19 protein-coding genes and 3 tRNA genes are annotated in these 15,489 nt (G+C 65.4%); 14 read left to right on the top strand and 8 right to left on the bottom strand.

All coding sequences use genetic code 11. The features are described from left to right. The first annotated feature begins 7 nt into the window (after positions 1-7). The 10 genes from LJF27_RS11845 (at position 8) to LJF27_RS11800 (ending at position 6,480) form a co-directional block, all read left to right on the top strand. Complete coding sequence (locus LJF27_RS11845; RefSeq protein ID WP_003090891.1) at positions 8-733, top strand: Crp/Fnr family transcriptional regulator; 726 nt, start codon at positions 8-10, stop codon at positions 731-733. 65 nt (positions 734-798) lie between these two features. Further along, the gene (locus LJF27_RS11840) at positions 799-1,392 is read left to right on the top strand and encodes an RNA polymerase sigma factor (protein WP_003116572.1); all 594 of its coding nucleotides are present in this window, start codon (positions 799-801) and stop codon (positions 1,390-1,392) included. Between the two features lie 69 nt (positions 1,393-1,461). After that, a complete protein-coding gene (locus LJF27_RS11835) occupies positions 1,462-1,704 on the top strand; it encodes a RebB family R body protein (protein WP_003090893.1) in 243 nt (80 codons plus the stop codon). A 30-nt stretch (positions 1,705-1,734) separates the two neighbouring features. Continuing rightward, positions 1,735-2,367 carry a hypothetical protein gene (locus LJF27_RS11830; protein ID WP_003108962.1) on the top strand — a complete coding sequence of 211 codons (633 nt, stop codon included), beginning with the start codon at positions 1,735-1,737 and terminating at the stop codon, positions 2,365-2,367. A gap of 50 nt (positions 2,368-2,417) precedes the next feature. Next, positions 2,418-4,559, top strand: a complete 2,142-nt coding sequence (locus LJF27_RS11825; RefSeq protein ID WP_025921238.1) for a hypothetical protein — start codon at positions 2,418-2,420, stop codon at positions 4,557-4,559. A 10-nt stretch (positions 4,560-4,569) separates the two neighbouring features. Continuing rightward, positions 4,570-4,764, top strand: coding sequence for a hypothetical protein (locus tag LJF27_RS11820; protein ID WP_003116569.1), 195 nt, complete (start codon positions 4,570-4,572; stop codon positions 4,762-4,764). Positions 4,765-4,787: 23 nt separating this feature from the next. Beyond that, positions 4,788-5,027: a hypothetical protein gene (locus tag LJF27_RS11815; protein WP_003116567.1), complete on the top strand. Its 240-nt coding sequence runs from the start codon at positions 4,788-4,790 to the stop codon at positions 5,025-5,027. Between the two features lie 53 nt (positions 5,028-5,080). Continuing rightward, positions 5,081-5,626, top strand: a complete 546-nt coding sequence (locus LJF27_RS11810; protein ID WP_003452364.1) for a hypothetical protein — start codon at positions 5,081-5,083, stop codon at positions 5,624-5,626. Between the two features lie 150 nt (positions 5,627-5,776). After that, positions 5,777-6,097, top strand: a complete 321-nt coding sequence (locus tag LJF27_RS11805; protein WP_003108980.1) for a RebB family R body protein — start codon at positions 5,777-5,779, stop codon at positions 6,095-6,097. Positions 6,098-6,159: 62 nt separating this feature from the next. Beyond that, the gene (locus LJF27_RS11800; RefSeq protein ID WP_003108983.1) at positions 6,160-6,480 is read left to right on the top strand and encodes a RebB family R body protein; all 321 of its coding nucleotides are present in this window, start codon (positions 6,160-6,162) and stop codon (positions 6,478-6,480) included. Between the two features lie 209 nt (positions 6,481-6,689). Here the strand turns inward: LJF27_RS11800 and LJF27_RS11795 are convergent. From LJF27_RS11795 to LJF27_RS11785, 3 genes are all read right to left on the bottom strand, one after another. Beyond that, positions 6,690-6,765, bottom strand: a tRNA-Gly gene (locus LJF27_RS11795). A gap of 84 nt (positions 6,766-6,849) precedes the next feature. Then, positions 6,850-6,925, bottom strand: a tRNA-Gly gene (locus LJF27_RS11790). Between the two features lie 2 nt (positions 6,926-6,927). Next, positions 6,928-7,003: transfer RNA gene (locus LJF27_RS11785), tRNA-Glu, on the bottom strand. A gap of 217 nt (positions 7,004-7,220) precedes the next feature. Between LJF27_RS11785 and LJF27_RS11780 the strand changes: the two genes are divergently transcribed. Both LJF27_RS11780 and LJF27_RS11775 read left to right on the top strand, forming a co-directional pair. After that, entirely contained in the window at positions 7,221-7,994 is a 774-nt protein-coding gene (locus LJF27_RS11780; RefSeq protein ID WP_003090903.1) for a hypothetical protein, read from the top strand. A 61-nt stretch (positions 7,995-8,055) separates the two neighbouring features. After that, positions 8,056-8,718 (top strand): glutathione S-transferase family protein, encoded by a 663-nt coding sequence (locus tag LJF27_RS11775; protein WP_003114770.1) that lies wholly within the window; start codon positions 8,056-8,058, stop codon positions 8,716-8,718. 9 nt (positions 8,719-8,727) lie between these two features. Here LJF27_RS11775 and LJF27_RS11770 read toward each other — a convergent pair whose 3' ends face one another. Both LJF27_RS11770 and LJF27_RS11765 read right to left on the bottom strand, forming a co-directional pair. Continuing rightward, a complete protein-coding gene (locus tag LJF27_RS11770; protein ID WP_003090905.1) occupies positions 8,728-9,210 on the bottom strand; it encodes a GAF domain-containing protein in 483 nt (160 codons plus the stop codon). Further along, the gene (locus LJF27_RS11765) at positions 9,207-10,097 is read right to left on the bottom strand and encodes an ATP-binding protein (RefSeq protein ID WP_003143737.1); all 891 of its coding nucleotides are present in this window, start codon (positions 10,095-10,097) and stop codon (positions 9,207-9,209) included. Before LJF27_RS11765 ends, LJF27_RS11770 begins: the two co-directional genes overlap by 4 nt. An 82-nt stretch (positions 10,098-10,179) precedes the next feature. On the opposite strand from LJF27_RS11765, the gene sagS reads away from it, so the two are divergent. Further along, entirely contained in the window at positions 10,180-12,540 is a 2,361-nt protein-coding gene (gene sagS, locus LJF27_RS11760; protein ID WP_003158678.1) for a two-component system sensor histidine kinase/response regulator SagS, read from the top strand. 18 nt (positions 12,541-12,558) lie between these two features. Here sagS and ospR read toward each other — a convergent pair whose 3' ends face one another. From ospR to msrB, 3 genes are all read right to left on the bottom strand, one after another. Beyond that, complete coding sequence (ospR, locus tag LJF27_RS11755; RefSeq protein ID WP_003114767.1) at positions 12,559-13,050, bottom strand: hydroperoxide stress response transcriptional regulator OspR; 492 nt, start codon at positions 13,048-13,050, stop codon at positions 12,559-12,561. After that, on the bottom strand, positions 13,047-13,532 hold the full coding sequence (locus LJF27_RS11750) for a glutathione peroxidase (protein WP_003090910.1): 486 nt from the start codon (positions 13,530-13,532) through the stop codon (positions 13,047-13,049). Before LJF27_RS11750 ends, ospR begins: the two co-directional genes overlap by 4 nt. Positions 13,533-13,643: 111 nt before the next feature. Next, complete coding sequence (msrB, locus tag LJF27_RS11745) at positions 13,644-14,042, bottom strand: peptide-methionine (R)-S-oxide reductase MsrB (RefSeq protein WP_003090911.1); 399 nt, start codon at positions 14,040-14,042, stop codon at positions 13,644-13,646. A gap of 184 nt (positions 14,043-14,226) precedes the next feature. Between msrB and LJF27_RS11740 the strand changes: the two genes are divergently transcribed. Beyond that, positions 14,227-15,438 (top strand): pyridoxal phosphate-dependent aminotransferase, encoded by a 1,212-nt coding sequence (locus tag LJF27_RS11740; RefSeq protein ID WP_003090913.1) that lies wholly within the window; start codon positions 14,227-14,229, stop codon positions 15,436-15,438. Positions 15,439-15,489 lie beyond the last annotated feature (51 nt).

Genomic DNA, 15,489 nt, shown 5'->3' with positions numbered 1-15,489 from the left:
CGCAGGCATGCACTCGAACGAGTCAACGGAAGACCGCTGTTCACGCCACTACACCCTGCTGCAACGGTGCCCGCTGCTGCACGGGCTGCCCGATCTGCTGCGGCACGTGGCGACCCATGCGTCGGAGCGCCGGTTGCGCGACAAGGACGTCCTGTTCCTCAAGCACGACCCTGAAGACTTCATCGGCCTGGTCCTCGGCGGACACCTCTATACCGTGCTCTACGGGCCGGACGGGCGGGAACTGATCGTCAATGACATCCGTCCTGGCGAAGTGATCGGGGAAACCGCGCTGATCCAGCCGAACCGCCGCGAGACCTCCGCCTACGCCTCCGGCGCGGCGTCGGTGCTGATCCTCCACCGACGTCACTTCGCCCCGTTGATCGCCGACACGGAATTCCTCAACCGCGCGCTGGCCCTCCTCTGTTCGCGCCTGCGCGAAGCCTCCGGTTTCGTCGAGAGGGTCTGCCTGCATCGCCTGGAGTCGCGCCTGGCGCGCCATCTCCTGGCCAGCCTGGCGAGCGAACAGCCCGAGGGAGCCTGCGCGACGCTACCGACCAACCAGAGCATCCTAGCAGCGATGCTCAACGCCAGCCGCCCGAAGCTCAACGCGCAACTGCAAATATGGAAACGCGAAGGGCTGATCAGCTGCCACAACGACCGGATCCTGATCAACGACCTCGGTCGCCTACGACGCAAGGCCGAACTGCCGGCCGCGCCCCTGTCACCCAGGTAACAGCCTCGCCCACCGCCCGCCTCACAGACTGCTCGCCGACACGAGCAACCAGGGAGGTAGCGGTTATGGATCGTCCGAATCAGCCAGGCGGCAACGAAACCGGTTCCGATCGCCTGTTCGAGGAAAGCTGGCGTGCCGCGCAGGCTGGCCTGCGCAAACGCGCGCAACGCCTTGCGCGCGGCAACAGCCATCGGGCCGAAGAATGGCTGTCGAGCACCGCGGTCAAGGCGATGCTGTTCCTGCGCCAGTCACCGGAGCGGGTACGCGACCCCCAGGGCTTCCTGTTCCTGGTCCTGGAACACGTCTACCTGGACAGCGCGCGCCACCAGATCCGCGAGGACCGCCTCATCGACCGCGGCATCGACCTGCACGATGGCCAGTTGGAGCGCTTCGCCGCCGTCGGCTCGCCGCTGGAACGCCTGGAGCAGCTGGAACGTCTCGACCAGGTGGACAAGGCCCTGGCCTCGCTGTCGCGCCAACAGCAGCAGCTCTTCGAGCTGCGCTTCATCGAAGAACTGCCCTATGCCGACATCGCCAGCCAACTCGGCATCGCCCCGCCGCTGGTGCGCAAGCGCGTGCAGTTGCTGCGCTCGCGGCTGAGCGCCGACTTTTTCGCCGGCGACGTTTCACAAGACAGACGCAGCCGCGTTCATTCCTGACAAGCGAGTCGAGGCCCGTGCGACCGGCCCCCCTGCCCGACGAGCACCTGCCCATTCAAGGAGAGTCCCATGGCTGACCCCACGGCTGTGAATGCCCAGATCACCGATGCCGTCACCCAGACCAACGTCAAGGTGGTCGCCGAAGCCCCGGCCCAGGCCATCGCCGCGCTCTACCAGATCGCCAGCCATTCCGCCGGCCTGTCCCTGCAGAACGCAGTCTACAGCCAGCAGGCCCTGAACCAGATCTCCACCGCGGTGGTTTCCAAGGCGGTGTCGATGATCATGGCGATAGAAGACAAGAAAGGTATCTGACCCGCCCCTTGATCCCAGGAGTGCCCAGACATGTTCGGCTTCGGCAAGAAATCCGCGCCCGCGCCCGCGCCATCCGGCGACAGCGAGCAAGCCGCCGCCCCTGGCGAGGCCGGCCGGCAGACGCCAGCCAGCGGCGGCAGGGCGTCCGCCAACGGCGACGTGAAGCTGCCGTCGCGCCCTTCGCCGCTGGCCGGCATGAGCGAGCGCCTGCTCAAGCAGACCGAGGCGCCGCCACCGGACACCAGCGCCCTGAACAGTCAAGTCGTGCAGGCGGTGCAGATGAGCAACAGCGAAACCGCCGGCTATGCGCCGTCGCAGATCGCCATCGCGCCGAACATGATGATCAGCCAGGCCTCCGGGCTGGTGGCGCAATCCGCCGCCAGCTACTTCGACGGAGTCAGCAAGATCGCCCTGGCCAGCCAGGCGATCCTGCTCCGGCAGATGACCCAGAACATCGCCGAAAACAAGCTGGCCCAGGCTGCCGAGGACGCGCTCGGCGCCCTTGCCACCGACCTGCTGATGGGCGCTGCCGCCGCGGTAGCCGCGGCGGCCGGGGCGATCGAGGCGGAATCGGCCAGCTTCGCCATCGACAAGATCGACCAGAGCATCGCCAAGTACAGCGAGACCCTCGCCAGTCGCGGCGGCAAGGACACCCAATCGTAGCCACCACCGACGGGGCCGGCGGCGCCCGGCCCTGGCACAGGAGAGCCGTCATGGCCTATTTCAAGCTGGAAGAACCGGTCAGGTTCCATCGCTATCCCTTCGACTTCCATAGTCACTTCGCCGGCATCCTGCCGGTGGAAAGCAACAGCCGCTGGACGCGCGACCGCCGGGTCTTCCGCGTCGGCGAGCGGCAGGTGAGCCTGGAGAAAGGCCAGGAGCTTTCCCTGATCGGGCTGCTGATGAGTGCCCGCGGCGTCGCCCCGGACGTCGACGGCAAGGCGCTGGAGGAGGCTCGCCAGGCCGCGCACTATGAGCTGTTCGAACTGGCTCTGCAGCGGATGGTCAGGCGCAATCCGTTCGCCGCGACCGACCGTCAGGGCTACCTGCGCGGCGAATGCGCGGCGGAGAACATCTATCTCGCCTGCCTCATCCTGGCACAACGTTTTGGCCGGACCTCGCCGCCAGCGACCATCGACCAGCCGGCGATCTACCTCGGCACCCTGGAACTGCTCGGTGCGAGCGCGGTTCGCGACAGCGAGACGGACCAGTTCGTCCGCTACTTCAACCGCAAGATCTGGAGCGGCAACAAGTACACGCCGTTCGACGACGCCTACTGGGCCCGCGGCGCCATCCGCGATCGCCATCCGGGCGAATTCGCCTGCCTGACGCTGGGGTTCCTCCTCCACGAAGGAATCAGCCATACCCAGACGGCGACGGGGGAAGACGAGGTGGCCGTCCTCGATTCCCTGTTCGAACAATTCAACGCCTCCGAGAAGACCGCCTACCGCCTGCTCGCCCACACCGCGCATGGCTATGCCAGCGAAGCCGCCTTCGATGCCGAGCTGCACAGGATCCTCCGTCATTTCGAAATACAGCAGGGGCAGCCACCGCAGGCCCGGCTGGTCGGCATCGACCTGCTCGGCATGGAGACCGCTACCGGCCTGTACCGACAGTTCTTCGACTTCCTCCTCGAACAGGCCGCGGTGTTTCGCCGCTACCTGGACGGCAAGCCGGAAACCCGCAAGGTGGTCCTGCACATCCATTGTGGAGAGGGGACCGGGGTGTCCGACGACAACCGGTCGCTGTGCGGTTACTTCCTGCGCAACGCCAACGCGCTGGACGATTTCTACGCAGCGCTCTCCGCCTATGCCTGGAAGTGCTATGGCAACACCATCCGCCAGGGCAAGGCGCGGCTACGCGAACGGGAGAACCTGCAGGACCGTGACAAGGCGCCCAGCGCCCTCGCCGGCCTTTTCGACGAACTGTTTTTCGGCAACAGCCTGACCTCCTCCGGCCTGCGGCTACGCCGCTTCGACATCACCAGCGGGACTACCCAGGCCCTGGTCGCCTACTACGCCCGCACCAACGTCGTGAACCTCTGCCAGGCGCTGGCCAGCCGCGACGCCGACGGCAACAGCTACTACCGCCGCCTGCTGGAGAGCGATCTGTTCAGCCTGCGCACCGGCCATGCCTACTACTACCGCAACTATCTGGCCAGCAAGTTCCCCGAGCTGTGCTTCGACACCAACCTGGGAAGCAATTTCATTACCGGCGCCTCCGGCCTCTTCGACTCGCTGCAGGAATACCGCCTGAACCGTGGCCTGCGCCATCTCGACGGATACGTCGGCACCGACCAGCTCAAGGAACTCAGCCTGGCCATCGCCTACCAGGGCGAACAGCGCCTGGACCCACAACAGATGCAGTACGTCCATGCCCTGGCGGAAAGCCAGAGCGGCTTCGACGAACTGGGCGAACACCTCCCGGGTACACCCGGCTGGGCGAAACCCGCGCTGGAACAGTTCTTCGTAAGTCAGTGCGCGCTCTACCGCTCCGAGGAGGATCGCTACTTCCAGTTCGAAGCCTACCGGCGCCTCTTCGCCCAGGTCCTCAACTGGCGCTCCTATCTGCTGGGCGCCGACGGCCAGGGTGTCGAGCACTCCAACGTACAGGACGAAGCGATCCGCATGGCGCTCCTGCTCAACTATGCCGCCGCGGACCGCCACGGCCGGGTACCGGTCGCTTCGCTGGAGAATGCCCAACGCCTGCTGGTGCAACTGGGCAGCGCCTACTGGGAGGAAACCATCGGCGCCGTCGACCTGGCCGGCGCGCCCCATCGGGACCGAGAGCTGCAGCGCTTCGAAGGGTTCGCCGCCCCCGCCTCGGTCGTGCGCATCTCCACCCGCAGCAGTTGAGGAGCGACCGATGAGCGCCTACGCACGCTACATCAGACGCCGCGCGCTCGCCGCCGCGGACCGCCCGGCGCAGCGTTCGCCGGACGCCAGCGAGGAGACACGGGACCAACCGCCCCCCAGCAGGCCGGCGAGCGGAAAGCGCCTGCTGGAAATATCGGACAGCGATGCGGCCAAGCTCTTGGCCGTGCTGAAACTGCTCGGATGAGCACCCACCCCAGGAGAAGCGTCATGAAAGAAGAACTCGAAACCCTCGTCACCCAGGTCAAGGCACTCCTCACCGAATGCCTGCAAGGCTGGCTCCAGGCCCTGTCCCAGGGAGACAGCGTGGACGACCCGGCCAGCCTTGGACAGTTGGCGGTGCAGTTGAGCACCGCCTACAGCACCCTGCAGGCCGCTGCCGCCGCCTACCCCGGCGATACCGGCGGCAGCGCGCAGGCCCCCTCGGCGGACGGCACGCAGCAGTACTGAAGCCTCGCCACGACACCCCGCGCACCGCGCGTCTATCGCAGAGGAGTCCGCGCATGTCGATCTCGGAAGAATTGGGGAGGAATCTGGTCCAGCTGGCGCAACTCTGGCTGAAACGCCCCCTCACCAGCGAAGAACACGAGCAGTTGAGACAGTTCCAGCTCGGCCTCGGCAACGACGCCAGCAGCGATCCGGCCGTGCACGCGCGACAGCAGGCCGAACAGGTGATCGAGAACGGCCGGCAGCGTTCCGAAGGCTCCATCCGCCAGATCCTGCAGAACGTCCAGCAGGCCTCGACCCAGGCCCTCCGCGCCCAGGACAGCGGCGAGCAGGCGATTCTTGAGGCGGTCAATGCCGCCGGCAGCCTGGCCGAACTGCGTCCCGGCCACCTGCAGAGCGGCCAGGCAAGCGCCAACCAGTTGGTGATGTCGCAGATTGCCGACCGCCTGGCCAACCTAGTGAAGAGCGAGGTACGCCTGTGCTTCGAGCAGAACTTCGGCTCGCTCAAGCAGCAACTGGAGAACGCTATCGCCATCTTCAACCAGAGCAACCACAACACGTCCGCACCGCCGCCGGACAAGCCCGACCCGCCCGCCGCATGAGACCGCACCGACAAGCGCCCCGCCTCGCGGGGCGCTTGCATTTTCGCCGCCCGCCAGGCCTGGCGCCGACGGATTCACAACTCCCTGGCTGGAGCGTTCATCAAGACAGCACGACATGAGCCGTGCCGTTCACTCACAGGGAGTCACATCATGAGTTTTCCGACCGCAGTCAACGACCAGATCACCGATGCCGTCACCCAGTCCAACGTCAAGGTCGTCGGTGAGGCGCCAGCCATGGCGCTGGGCACCATCTACCAGACCATGGCCCACTCCACCGGGATTCTCTTCGAGAACGCGGTGAGCGCCCAGCAACAGCAGAACGCCCTGGCCCTGGCCGCCTCCAACATGGGCGTGATGCAGATCTACAGCCTCGACACCGCCGCCGATGCCGGAGCCACCGAGAAAGTCGGCCAGTTGGGCGTGGCCGACAACCTCACCAGCCTGCTGACCGTACTGAAATCCTTCACCTGAGCCTGACCCGCCGGGTCCAAGCAATCGCCGTACATCCTTCGCAATGATTCAGGAGAATCACCATGAGCTTCCCAACCGCAGTAAACAACCAGATCACCGATGCCGTCACCCAGTCCAACGTCAAGGTGATCGGTGAAGCCCCGGCCATGGCGCTGGGCTCGATCTTCCAGACCATGGCCCACTCCACCGGCATCCTGTTCGAGAATTCGGTAGCTGCCCAGCAACAGCAGAACGCCCTGGCCCTGGCCGCTTCCAACATGGGCGTGATGCAGATCTACAGTCTGGATACCAGCGCCGCCGGCGGCGCCACCGAGAAGATCGGCCAGCTGGGCGTGGCCGACAACCTCACCAGCCTGCTGACGGTGCTCAAAGCGCTGCCCTGATCGCCGCCGTCGCTCCACCAGAGAAGGCCACTCCACGAGTGGCCTTTTTCGTCTCGACGATCGAGCGAGCAGATGCGGCGGGACAGCGGCCTGCCGAGGGGAACATGGGGGGAATCGGGAAAAGCACCAGGGCGGTGCGGATCGCAGAAACGAAAAAAGGGCCCGAAGGCCCTTTTCTCTTCGACCCAGGCCGAAACCTGGATCATGTTTGGAGCGGGAAACGAGACTCGAACTCGCGACCCCGACCTTGGCAAGGTCGTGCTCTACCAACTGAGCTATTCCCGCGTTACAACTTGTTGCCCGTTCGGCCGAAACCGAACCTTTGACGCCTAACTTTCACCAACCCCGCCGAAGCCAGGTTGTAGAATTTGGAGCGGGAAACGAGACTCGAACTCGCGACCCCGACCTTGGCAAGGTCGTGCTCTACCAACTGAGCTATTCCCGCAATGGCGTCCCCTAGGGGACTCGAACCCCTGTTACCGCCGTGAAAGGGCGGTGTCCTAGGCCACTAGACGAAGGGGACGCGGCCCGGAACTTACAACAGATCTTTCCGGCTTCCAGTGTTTCGCGTTTGGCTTCACGCTGGAAGTGGCGCGCATTTTATGGAGCGTCCGGGGAGGCGTCAACCCTTCTGAGAAAATTTTTTTAAATCAAAGACTTCTGTGCAAATAATGAGCTGCTGCTATCAGTGGTAGCACCAAGACATTAGACTGAGAAAATTCTTACAGCGGAGTCCCAAGGTGTCGCCACTCCTCATTACCGCCCTCATCATCGGCGGGATCGCCCTCCTCATCGCCATTGGCTATATCAACCACGTGGTGGAAAACAGCAAGCTGGAGAAAGCGCGCCTGAAGGCCGAACTCAACGACCGGGTCCGGCGCTGCGCGCAGATTTCCGAGAGCCTTCCCGGCCAGTTCGTCAGCCCGTCGCTGAAGCTGTTGATGAGCCAGATCGAGCTCAGCCTCAGCGAGCAGCAACTGGCGCTGGAGAAGAAAGCCGATGCCGGGCTCAAGGCTCGTATAGAAGAGTTGCGCGCGCTGGTCGCCAAGGGCGAGTCGATCCCGGTGCGCAATCCGCCCCAGGCGATCCTGACCGAGGACAAGGCCAAGGAAGTCCGCTTCCTCTTCGAAGCCCTGCATGCCCAGCTCACCCGTTTCACCCAGGACGGCCACCTGCCGCGCAGCGAGGCGCAGATCTGGGTCAAGGAGATTCGCCACCTCCTGGTGCGCCTGCATATCGAGTTCTTCGGCAATCTCGGCCAGCAGGCCCTGCAGCAGAACGAACCGCGCCAGGCGCGCCTGGCCTTCGAACGCGGCGCCCAGTACCTGCGCAAGCAGCCCGAGCTGGCGCGCTACCAGGCGGAGCTGCAGCAGATGGAAGCGCAGCTGGCCCGCGCCAACGCGATGGTGCTGAACAACAGCCAGCCGGCGAGCGAGGAGCCCAGCGAACTCAACGAGGGATTGAAGGCCCTCGATGCAGACGACCTGTGGAAGAAGAAGAACGTCTACGACTGATTCCGGCCTGCCTACGGCAGCCGTGCTATAACCCAGGCTCATATCGACCGAGGAAATCGTTATGAGCCTGACACTCTACGGAGCCCCGCTGTCTCCGTTCGTCCGCAAGGTCCGCCTGCTCCTGGCCGAAAAGGGCCTCGACTACCAGTTGGAAGCGATCGCCCCGTTCGGCCAGCCGGCCTGGTATCGCGAGATCAGTCCGCTGGGCCGCATCCCGGCGTTGCGCGACGGCGACCTGGCCCTCGCCGACTCCAGCGTGATCTGCCAGTACCTGGAAGAACGCTATCCCGAACCGCCGAATCTCCAGGGCGACGCCCCCGCCAGCCGCGCAGCGGTGCGCTGGCTGGAAAAATACGCCGACTACGAGATCGCTCCCCTGGCCACGCTGACGATCTTCCGCAACCGGATACTCAAGCCGGCGATGGGCCAGGCCTGCGAGGAGAACGACGTGCGTCGCGCGCTGGAGGAAAAGCTGCCAGCGCACTTCGATTACCTGGAAAACCATCTCGACGGCCGGGCCTTCTTCGTCGGCGAGCGACTGACCCTCGCCGACCTGGCGATCGCCAGCCAGTTGGTCAACCTGCGTCACGCCGGCGAAAACCTGGACGAGCAACGCTGGCCGGCCCTCGCCGCGCATTTCGCGCGGATGCTCGAACGCCCGGCGATGCAAGCGCTGCTGCCGGGGGAACGACGGACCCTCGACAAGCTCGCAGCGAAAGCCTGAACGCGTCGCTCAGCAGTCCGTCAGGCGCAGGAATATCTCCACCAGGCCTTCGATCCCGGCCTGGTCCTCGGCGCTGAAGCGTCCCACGCTCGGGCTGTCCAGATCGAGCACAGCGACCAGGCGGCCGTCCTTGAGCAGGGGCACCACCAGTTCGCTGCTGGAAGCGCTGTCGCAGGCGATGTGGCCGGGAAACGCGTGGACGTCGTCGACCCGCTGGGTCAGCCGGGTACGCGCCGCGGCGCCGCAGACGCCCTTGGAGAAGGGGATGCGGACGCAGGCGACCTTGCCCTGGAACGGTCCCAGGACCAGCTCCTCGTTGCGGTTCAGATAGAAGCCGGCCCAGTTCAGGTCGCCCAGCTCATGGAAGAGAAAGGCGGAGAACTGCGCGGCGTTGGCAATGAAATCGCGCTCGTCGGCGAACAGCGCCTCGGCCTGCGCCGCCAGCAGGGCGTAGCCGGCCAGCCCGGCGCCAGATTGCTGCAGATCGATCATGCCTGGCGCTCCAGCAGTTGCTTGCCCACCCAGTAGCGGGAGAACTGATAGGCGCAACGGCCGTTGCGGTTGCCGCGGCCAAGCGCCCAGCGGATCGCTTCCTTCTCCAGTTCCTCGCTCCAGCTCCAGGCCAGCCCGGCCTTCTCCGCGAGCACGTCCACCCAGTGGCGAACCACGCTGAGGAAATGCTCCTGGGTGAAGGGATAGAACGACAGCCACAGGCCGAAACGGTCGGACAAGGCGATCTTGTCCTCCACCGCTTCGTTGGGATGCAGCTCGCCGTCCACCATCTTCCAGTTCTCGTTGTCGCTCTGCTTCTCCGAAACCAGGTGCCGGCGGTTGGAGGTGGCGTAGAGCAGCACATTCTCCGGCGCCTGTTCCAGCGAGCCGTCGAGCACGCTCTTGAGTACCCGGTAGTCGCCTTCCCCGGCATCGAACGAGAGGTCGTCGCAGAACAGCACGAAGCGCTGTGGCAGGCCTTGCAGTTGCTCCACCACGCGCGGCAGGTCGGCCAGGTGGTCGCGCTCGATCTCGATCAGGCGCAGCCCGGCGCCGGCCAGCTCGGCCAGCAGCGCACGAACCAGGGAGGACTTGCCGGTCCCGCGGGCCCCCCAGAGCAAGGCGTGGTTGGCCGGCTGGCCGGCGACGAACTGGCGGGTGTTGCGTTCCAGTTGCTCGCGCTGCCGCTCTACGCCCAGCAGGTCGGCCAGGCGCAGGTCGAGGCTGACCTCCAGCGGCTGCAGGTAGCCGCTACGGCCGTCGCGGTGCCAGCGCGCCGCCAGGCTGCGCTCCCAGTCGACGGCTTCGCGTACGGCCGGCAGCAGCGGCTCCAGGCGCGCGAGCACGCTTTCGGCGCGGGCAAGAAAATCGCTCAATCGGGAATCCACTCTGTTCTCCTCGGATCGGACTGACGTCACGGATCGATCATCGGTTGCGCCCAGGAACCCCGACAGACGGTCGGGATGGGCTATGCTAGGCGGCAGAACCTCGCCAAGGCTGATCCCCGCCCCCATGGATATAGCGCTGACCCATCGCCTGTCGTTCAAACAGGCCAGCCTCACCGTGCTGGTGGCCTTTATCCTGGGAACCCTGCTCAGCCTGATTCAGGTTGGCGTCGATTATGCCAGCCAGGACGCATCCATCAATCGCGAAGTGCGCGCGCTGCTGGACGTCAGCCACAACCCCGCCGCGCGAATCGCCTACAACATCGATGCGGAGCTGGCCCAGGAGCTGGTCCTCGGCCTGCTCCGTTCGCCCGCCGTGGTCCGCGCGGAAATCATCGACACCTCCGGCCTGCCGCTGGCCAGCGCCTCGCGCGAATCCGCCGAAAGCCGCCTGCGGCCGCTCAGCGACTTCCTCTTCGGCCACAAGCGGGTCTACGAGGACCCGTTGCATGTCGACCATGCGCCGGGCGAGGCCCTCGGCGTACTGCACCTGGAAATCGACACCTTCGTGTTCGGCAACGACTTCCTCCGTCGCGCCGGCATCACCCTGCTCTCCGGCTTCGTGCGCAGCCTGCTGCTGTCGCTGATCCTGCTGGTGCTCTTCTATACCCTGCTGACCAAGCCCCTGGTCAGCCTGATCCAGGCCCTCAGCGGACACGATCCACGCTCGCCGGCACGCATGCGCCTGCCCTGCCCCAAGGGCCACGAACGCGACGAGATCGGCGTGCTGGTGGAAGTCATCAACCGCCAGCTCGGGCGCATCTCGGTAGAGATCGAACAGCGCCGGGAGGCGGAGAACCGCCTGACCCAGTACCTGGAGGAGCTGGAAAGCATCGTCGCCGCCCGTACCGCCGAGCTGAAGGCCGCCAACGCGCGCCTGACGCTATCCAACCAGGAACTCGAAGAAGCCCGCCAGACCGCTCTCGATATGGCCCAGGCCCGCGCCAGCTTCCTGGCCAACATGAGCCACGAGATCCGCACGCCGCTGAACGGCCTGCTCGGCATGCTCTCGCTGAGCCTCGACGGCCCGCTCACCCCGGAACAGCGCCAGCAACTGTCGATCGCCCACGACTCCGGCAAGGTGCTGGTGGAATTGCTCAACGACGTGCTCGACCTCTCCAAGTTCGAGGCCGGGCAACTGGTCCTGGAACAGATCCCGTTCGACCTGGGCGTCCTGGTGGAAGACACCGCCAGCCTCCTCTCGCAGAACGCCGCGGCCGGCGTGGAGTTGACCTGCCTGGTCGACCCCGCCCTGCCCGCCCAGGTTTCCGGCGACCCGACGCGGATTCGCCAGGTCGTCAGCAACCTGCTGTCCAACGCGCTGAAGTTCACCCGCCTGGGGCGGGTCGACGTTCGCGTGGAAGCCACCGCCGAGGGTGTGCGCATCAGTGTGCGCGACACTGGCATCGGTATCGCCCAGGAGGCGCTGGATCGCATCTTCCAACCGTTCACCCAGGCCGACGCGGGTATCACCCGCCAATACGGCGGCACTGGCCTCGGCCTGGCCCTCACGCGCAAGCTGTGCGAGGCCATGCAGGGCGAGCTGACGGTGGAGTCCACGGTCGGCCTGGGCAGCCTGTTCAGCGTCGGCCTGCCGCTGGCGCCGGTCAGCCCTCCGCTGCAGGCGCTGCCGCTGCGCGGCCGGGTGATCGCGCAATGCTCGGCCAACAGCGGGCTGGCGCAGCTGCTGCAAACCTGGCTGCCGCGCTGGGGCCTGGAGTACAAGCGTCTGGAGACCGACGACAGCCTGCTCGGCCACTCGCTCGACGTACTGATATCGGATTGCCCGGACTGTCTGATGGGACTGCGTCCGAGCATCGGTACACCGATCCTGCTGGTCACCGCCTACGGCAGTTTCCTCGAACCGGAGCTGGCCCGCCGCCTGTCGCCGCTGCGCCAACTGGCCAGGCCGCTGAGTCGCAACCAGTTGTACCAGGCCCTGAAACACGTGCTCGAACACACTGCCATAGCCCCGTCGAGCGCCTCGGACACCACGGGAGAACAGCGCAACACCCGGGTCCTGCTGGTGGAGGACAACCCGGTCAACCAGTTGGTCGCCAAGGGCCTGCTGCACAAGCTCGGCTGCCAGGTATGGATCGCCGAACACGGGCTGAATGCCCTGAAGATGCTGGAGGAGCATCCCATCGACCTGGTCCTGATGGACTGCAACATGCCGGTGATGGACGGCTACGAAGCGACCCGGCAGATCCGCGACAGCGGACGCTGGGGCGGCCTGCCGATCATCGCACTGACCGCCAACGCCCTGCCGGACGAGCGCGAACGTTGTCGTGCCGCCGGCATGGACGACTACCTGGCCAAGCCTTTCCACCGCGATGAACTGAAAGCCATCCTCGACCGTTGGTGCCCGCTCACCGCGAGCGACTAGCCGGCCTCGCGACGACGGCTAGCCTCCTACCACCAGACGGAAGCGCGACAGCAATCCGCCCAGGCGCTGGTGCAGGTCGAACATCTCGTTGAGGTCGAAACCGGTGCTGCAGATCAGCTGCTGGCGCAGCGGAATGACCCGTTCGCGCAAGGTGATCCCCGGCACCGTCAGCGTCAGGTGCACTTCCCGCTCATCGTGACTGGCGCGACGGCGATCCACCAGGCCGAGCTGTTCGAGACGCTTGAGCAAGGGCGTCAGGGTTCCGGAGTCGAGCAGCAGGCGGTCGCCCAGGGCCTTCACCGTCGGCTGCTCCGGCGGGCTCGCATGCCACTCCCAGAGCACCAGCATGACCAGGTACTGCGGGTAGGTCAGGCCGATCTGTTCGAGCAGCGGCCGATAGCCGCGGATCACCGCGCGCGAGGCGGCGTACAGCTTGAAACACAGCTGGTTGTCGAGCAGCAGCGATTCTTCGACGCCATCCGGCCTGGCGACTTTTCCCCGGGTGCTCATTCAAGCAGCGCCTCGATCGCCGAGCTCAGCTCCTCCGGCTTGGTGGTCGGCGCATAGCGCTTCACCACCTGGCCATCGCGGCCGATCAGGAACTTGGTGAAGTTCCACTTGATGCCCTGGCTGCCGAGCAGGCCCGGCGCGCGCTTCTTCAGGCTGACGAACAACGGGTGGGCGCCGGCGCCGTTGACCTCGATCTTCCTGAACAGCGGGAAGCTCACCCCGTAGTTCAGTTCGCAGAACTGCGAAATCTCGCCCTCGTCACCCGGTTCCTGCTTGCCGAACTGGTTGCAGGGGAACCCGAGCACCACCAGTCCGCGCTCACGGTATTTTTCCCACAAGGCCTCCAGCCCCTGGTACTGCGGGGTGAAGCCGCACTTGCTGGCGGTGTTCACCACCAGCAGCGCCTTGCCGCCGAAATCGGCCAGGGTCTTCTGTTCGCCCTTGATGGTGGTGCAGGGAATGCTCAGCAGCGAATCGCTCATGGCTTGTCTTCCTTGTTGAGGGTGGGTCTCGAAACAAAGTAGCTCGCAATTCAATTGCACACAAATTGATTGAATGAAAAACGACCCGAACCAAAGACGGGTCGTCGCTCTCTAGCTCTCCCGCGGCACCAGCTTCAGCGAGGCCGAGTTGATGCAGTAACGCAACCCGGTGGGCCGGGGGCCATCCGGGAAGACGTGCCCCAGGTGGGCATCGCAGCGACCGCAGCGGACTTCGATGCGATGCATGCCGTGGCTGAAGTCGTCCAGTTCGCGGACCGCCTCGGCGTCCACCGGCTGGAAATAGCTCGGCCAACCGCTGCCGGAGTCGTACTTGGCGTCGGAGTCGAACAACGCCGTGCCGCAGCAGGTGCAATGATAGATCCCGGGGGTCTTGGTGGCGTGGTATTCGCCACTGAAGGCGCGTTCGGTACCGCCCAGGCGACAGATGTGGAACTGCTCTTCGGTCAACTCCTCGCGCCAGGAGTCCAGGGGTTTGTCGATCTTGCTCATCGGCTCTACCTCGCGATCTGAAAAATGCCCGGCGCTCCCTTTTCCGGGGGACGGGCCGCACGTATCATGCGTGCTCCTTATAGACGCCAGTCTGTCATCCGCGTTACAGCCTGCCAAGCCGCGATCCAGCGGGCTTTTCGCAGCCTGTTCCACGGTGTTCGCTCACTTCGGGACTCGACACATCATGCAGGTCAGCAAATCGAACAAGCTCGCCAACGTCTGCTATGACATTCGCGGGCCGGTGCTCAAGCACGCCAAACGCCTAGAGGAAGAGGGTCACCGCATCCTCAAGCTGAATATCGGCAACCCGGCGCCGTTCGGTTTCGAAGCTCCCGAGGAAATTCTCCAGGACGTCATCCGCAACCTGCCGACCGCCCAGGGCTACAGCGACTCCAAGGGCCTGTTCAGCGCGCGCAAGGCAGTGATGCAGTATTACCAGCAGAAGCAGGTGGAAGGCGTCGGCATCGAGGACATCTACCTCGGCAACGGCGTGTCGGAACTGATCGTGATGTCCATGCAGGCGCTGCTGAACAACGGCGACGAGGTGCTGATCCCCGCTCCCGACTACCCGCTGTGGACCGCCGCCGTCAGCCTCGCCGGCGGCAAGCCGGTGCACTACCTGTGCGACGAGCAGGCCAACTGGTGGCCGGACCTGGAAGACATCAAGGCGAAGATCACGCCGAACACCAGGGCGATGGTGATCATCAACCCGAACAACCCCACCGGCGCGGTGTATTCCAGGGAAGTGCTGGAAGGCATGGTCGAACTGGCCCGCCAGCACAACCTGGTGCTGTTCTCCGACGAGATCTACGACAAGATCCTCTACGACGGCGCCGTCCACGTCTCCACCGCCTCGCTGGCGCCGGACGTGCTCTGCCTGACCTTCAACGGCCTGTCCAAATCCTACCGGGTGGCCGGCTTCCGCTCCGGCTGGGTGGCGATCTCCGGGCCCAAGCAGCGGGCGCAGAGCTATATCGAAGGTCTCGACATCCTCGCCAACATGCGCCTGTGCGCCAACGTCCCGGCGCAGCACGCGATCCAGACCGCCCTGGGCGGCTACCAGAGCATCAACGATCTGGTCCTGCCGCCGGGGCGCCTGCTGGAGCAGCGCAACCGCGCCTGGGAACTGCTCAACGACATCCCCGGCGTCAGCTGCGTGAAGCCGATGGGCGCGCTGTACGCCTTCCCGCGGATCGATCCGAAGGTCTGCCCGATCCACAACGACGAAAAGTTCGTCCTCGACCTGCTGCTCTCGGAAAAACTGCTGATCGTCCAGGGCACCGCCTTCAACTGGCCGTGGCCCGACCACTTCCGGGTGGTCACCCTGCCCCGCGTCGACGACCTGGAGCAGGCGATCCTGCGCATCGGCAGCTTCCTCAAGGGCTACCAGCAGTAACCCCCCCGCTCCCGCGGCGCCGCTGGCGCCGCCCTGCCCGGCGACCCATCC

The organism is Pseudomonas sp. 203-8, assembly GCF_020708595.1.
Lineage (GTDB): Bacteria > Pseudomonadota > Gammaproteobacteria > Pseudomonadales > Pseudomonadaceae > Pseudomonas > Pseudomonas aeruginosa.
Note: the sequence above shows the minus strand (reverse complement) of the source record. Positions and strands in the feature narration are given on the sequence as shown.

Bases quoted from the DNA above. Each gene is read 5' to 3' on its own strand.
- LJF27_RS11845 (WP_003090891.1), top strand. From the start codon at position 8: ATGCACTCGAACGAGTCAACGGAAGACCGCTGTTCACGCCACTACACC.
- LJF27_RS11840 (WP_003116572.1), top strand. From the start codon at position 799: ATGGATCGTCCGAATCAGCCAGGCGGCAACGAAACCGGTTCCGATCGC.
- LJF27_RS11835 (WP_003090893.1), top strand. From the start codon at position 1,462: ATGGCTGACCCCACGGCTGTGAATGCCCAGATCACCGATGCCGTCACC.
- LJF27_RS11830 (WP_003108962.1), top strand. From the start codon at position 1,735: ATGTTCGGCTTCGGCAAGAAATCCGCGCCCGCGCCCGCGCCATCCGGC.
- LJF27_RS11825 (WP_025921238.1), top strand. From the start codon at position 2,418: ATGGCCTATTTCAAGCTGGAAGAACCGGTCAGGTTCCATCGCTATCCC.
- LJF27_RS11820 (WP_003116569.1), top strand. From the start codon at position 4,570: ATGAGCGCCTACGCACGCTACATCAGACGCCGCGCGCTCGCCGCCGCG.
- LJF27_RS11815 (WP_003116567.1), top strand. From the start codon at position 4,788: ATGAAAGAAGAACTCGAAACCCTCGTCACCCAGGTCAAGGCACTCCTC.
- LJF27_RS11810 (WP_003452364.1), top strand. From the start codon at position 5,081: ATGTCGATCTCGGAAGAATTGGGGAGGAATCTGGTCCAGCTGGCGCAA.
- LJF27_RS11805 (WP_003108980.1), top strand. From the start codon at position 5,777: ATGAGTTTTCCGACCGCAGTCAACGACCAGATCACCGATGCCGTCACC.
- LJF27_RS11800 (WP_003108983.1), top strand. From the start codon at position 6,160: ATGAGCTTCCCAACCGCAGTAAACAACCAGATCACCGATGCCGTCACC.
- LJF27_RS11775 (WP_003114770.1), top strand. From the start codon at position 8,056: ATGAGCCTGACACTCTACGGAGCCCCGCTGTCTCCGTTCGTCCGCAAG.
- LJF27_RS11770 (WP_003090905.1), bottom strand. From the start codon at position 9,210: ATGATCGATCTGCAGCAATCTGGCGCCGGGCTGGCCGGCTACGCCCTG.
- sagS (WP_003158678.1), top strand. From the start codon at position 10,180: ATGCTAGGCGGCAGAACCTCGCCAAGGCTGATCCCCGCCCCCATGGAT.
- ospR (WP_003114767.1), bottom strand. From the start codon at position 13,050: ATGAGCACCCGGGGAAAAGTCGCCAGGCCGGATGGCGTCGAAGAATCG.
- LJF27_RS11750 (WP_003090910.1), bottom strand. From the start codon at position 13,532: ATGAGCGATTCGCTGCTGAGCATTCCCTGCACCACCATCAAGGGCGAA.
- msrB (WP_003090911.1), bottom strand. From the start codon at position 14,042: ATGAGCAAGATCGACAAACCCCTGGACTCCTGGCGCGAGGAGTTGACC.
- LJF27_RS11740 (WP_003090913.1), top strand. From the start codon at position 14,227: ATGCAGGTCAGCAAATCGAACAAGCTCGCCAACGTCTGCTATGACATT.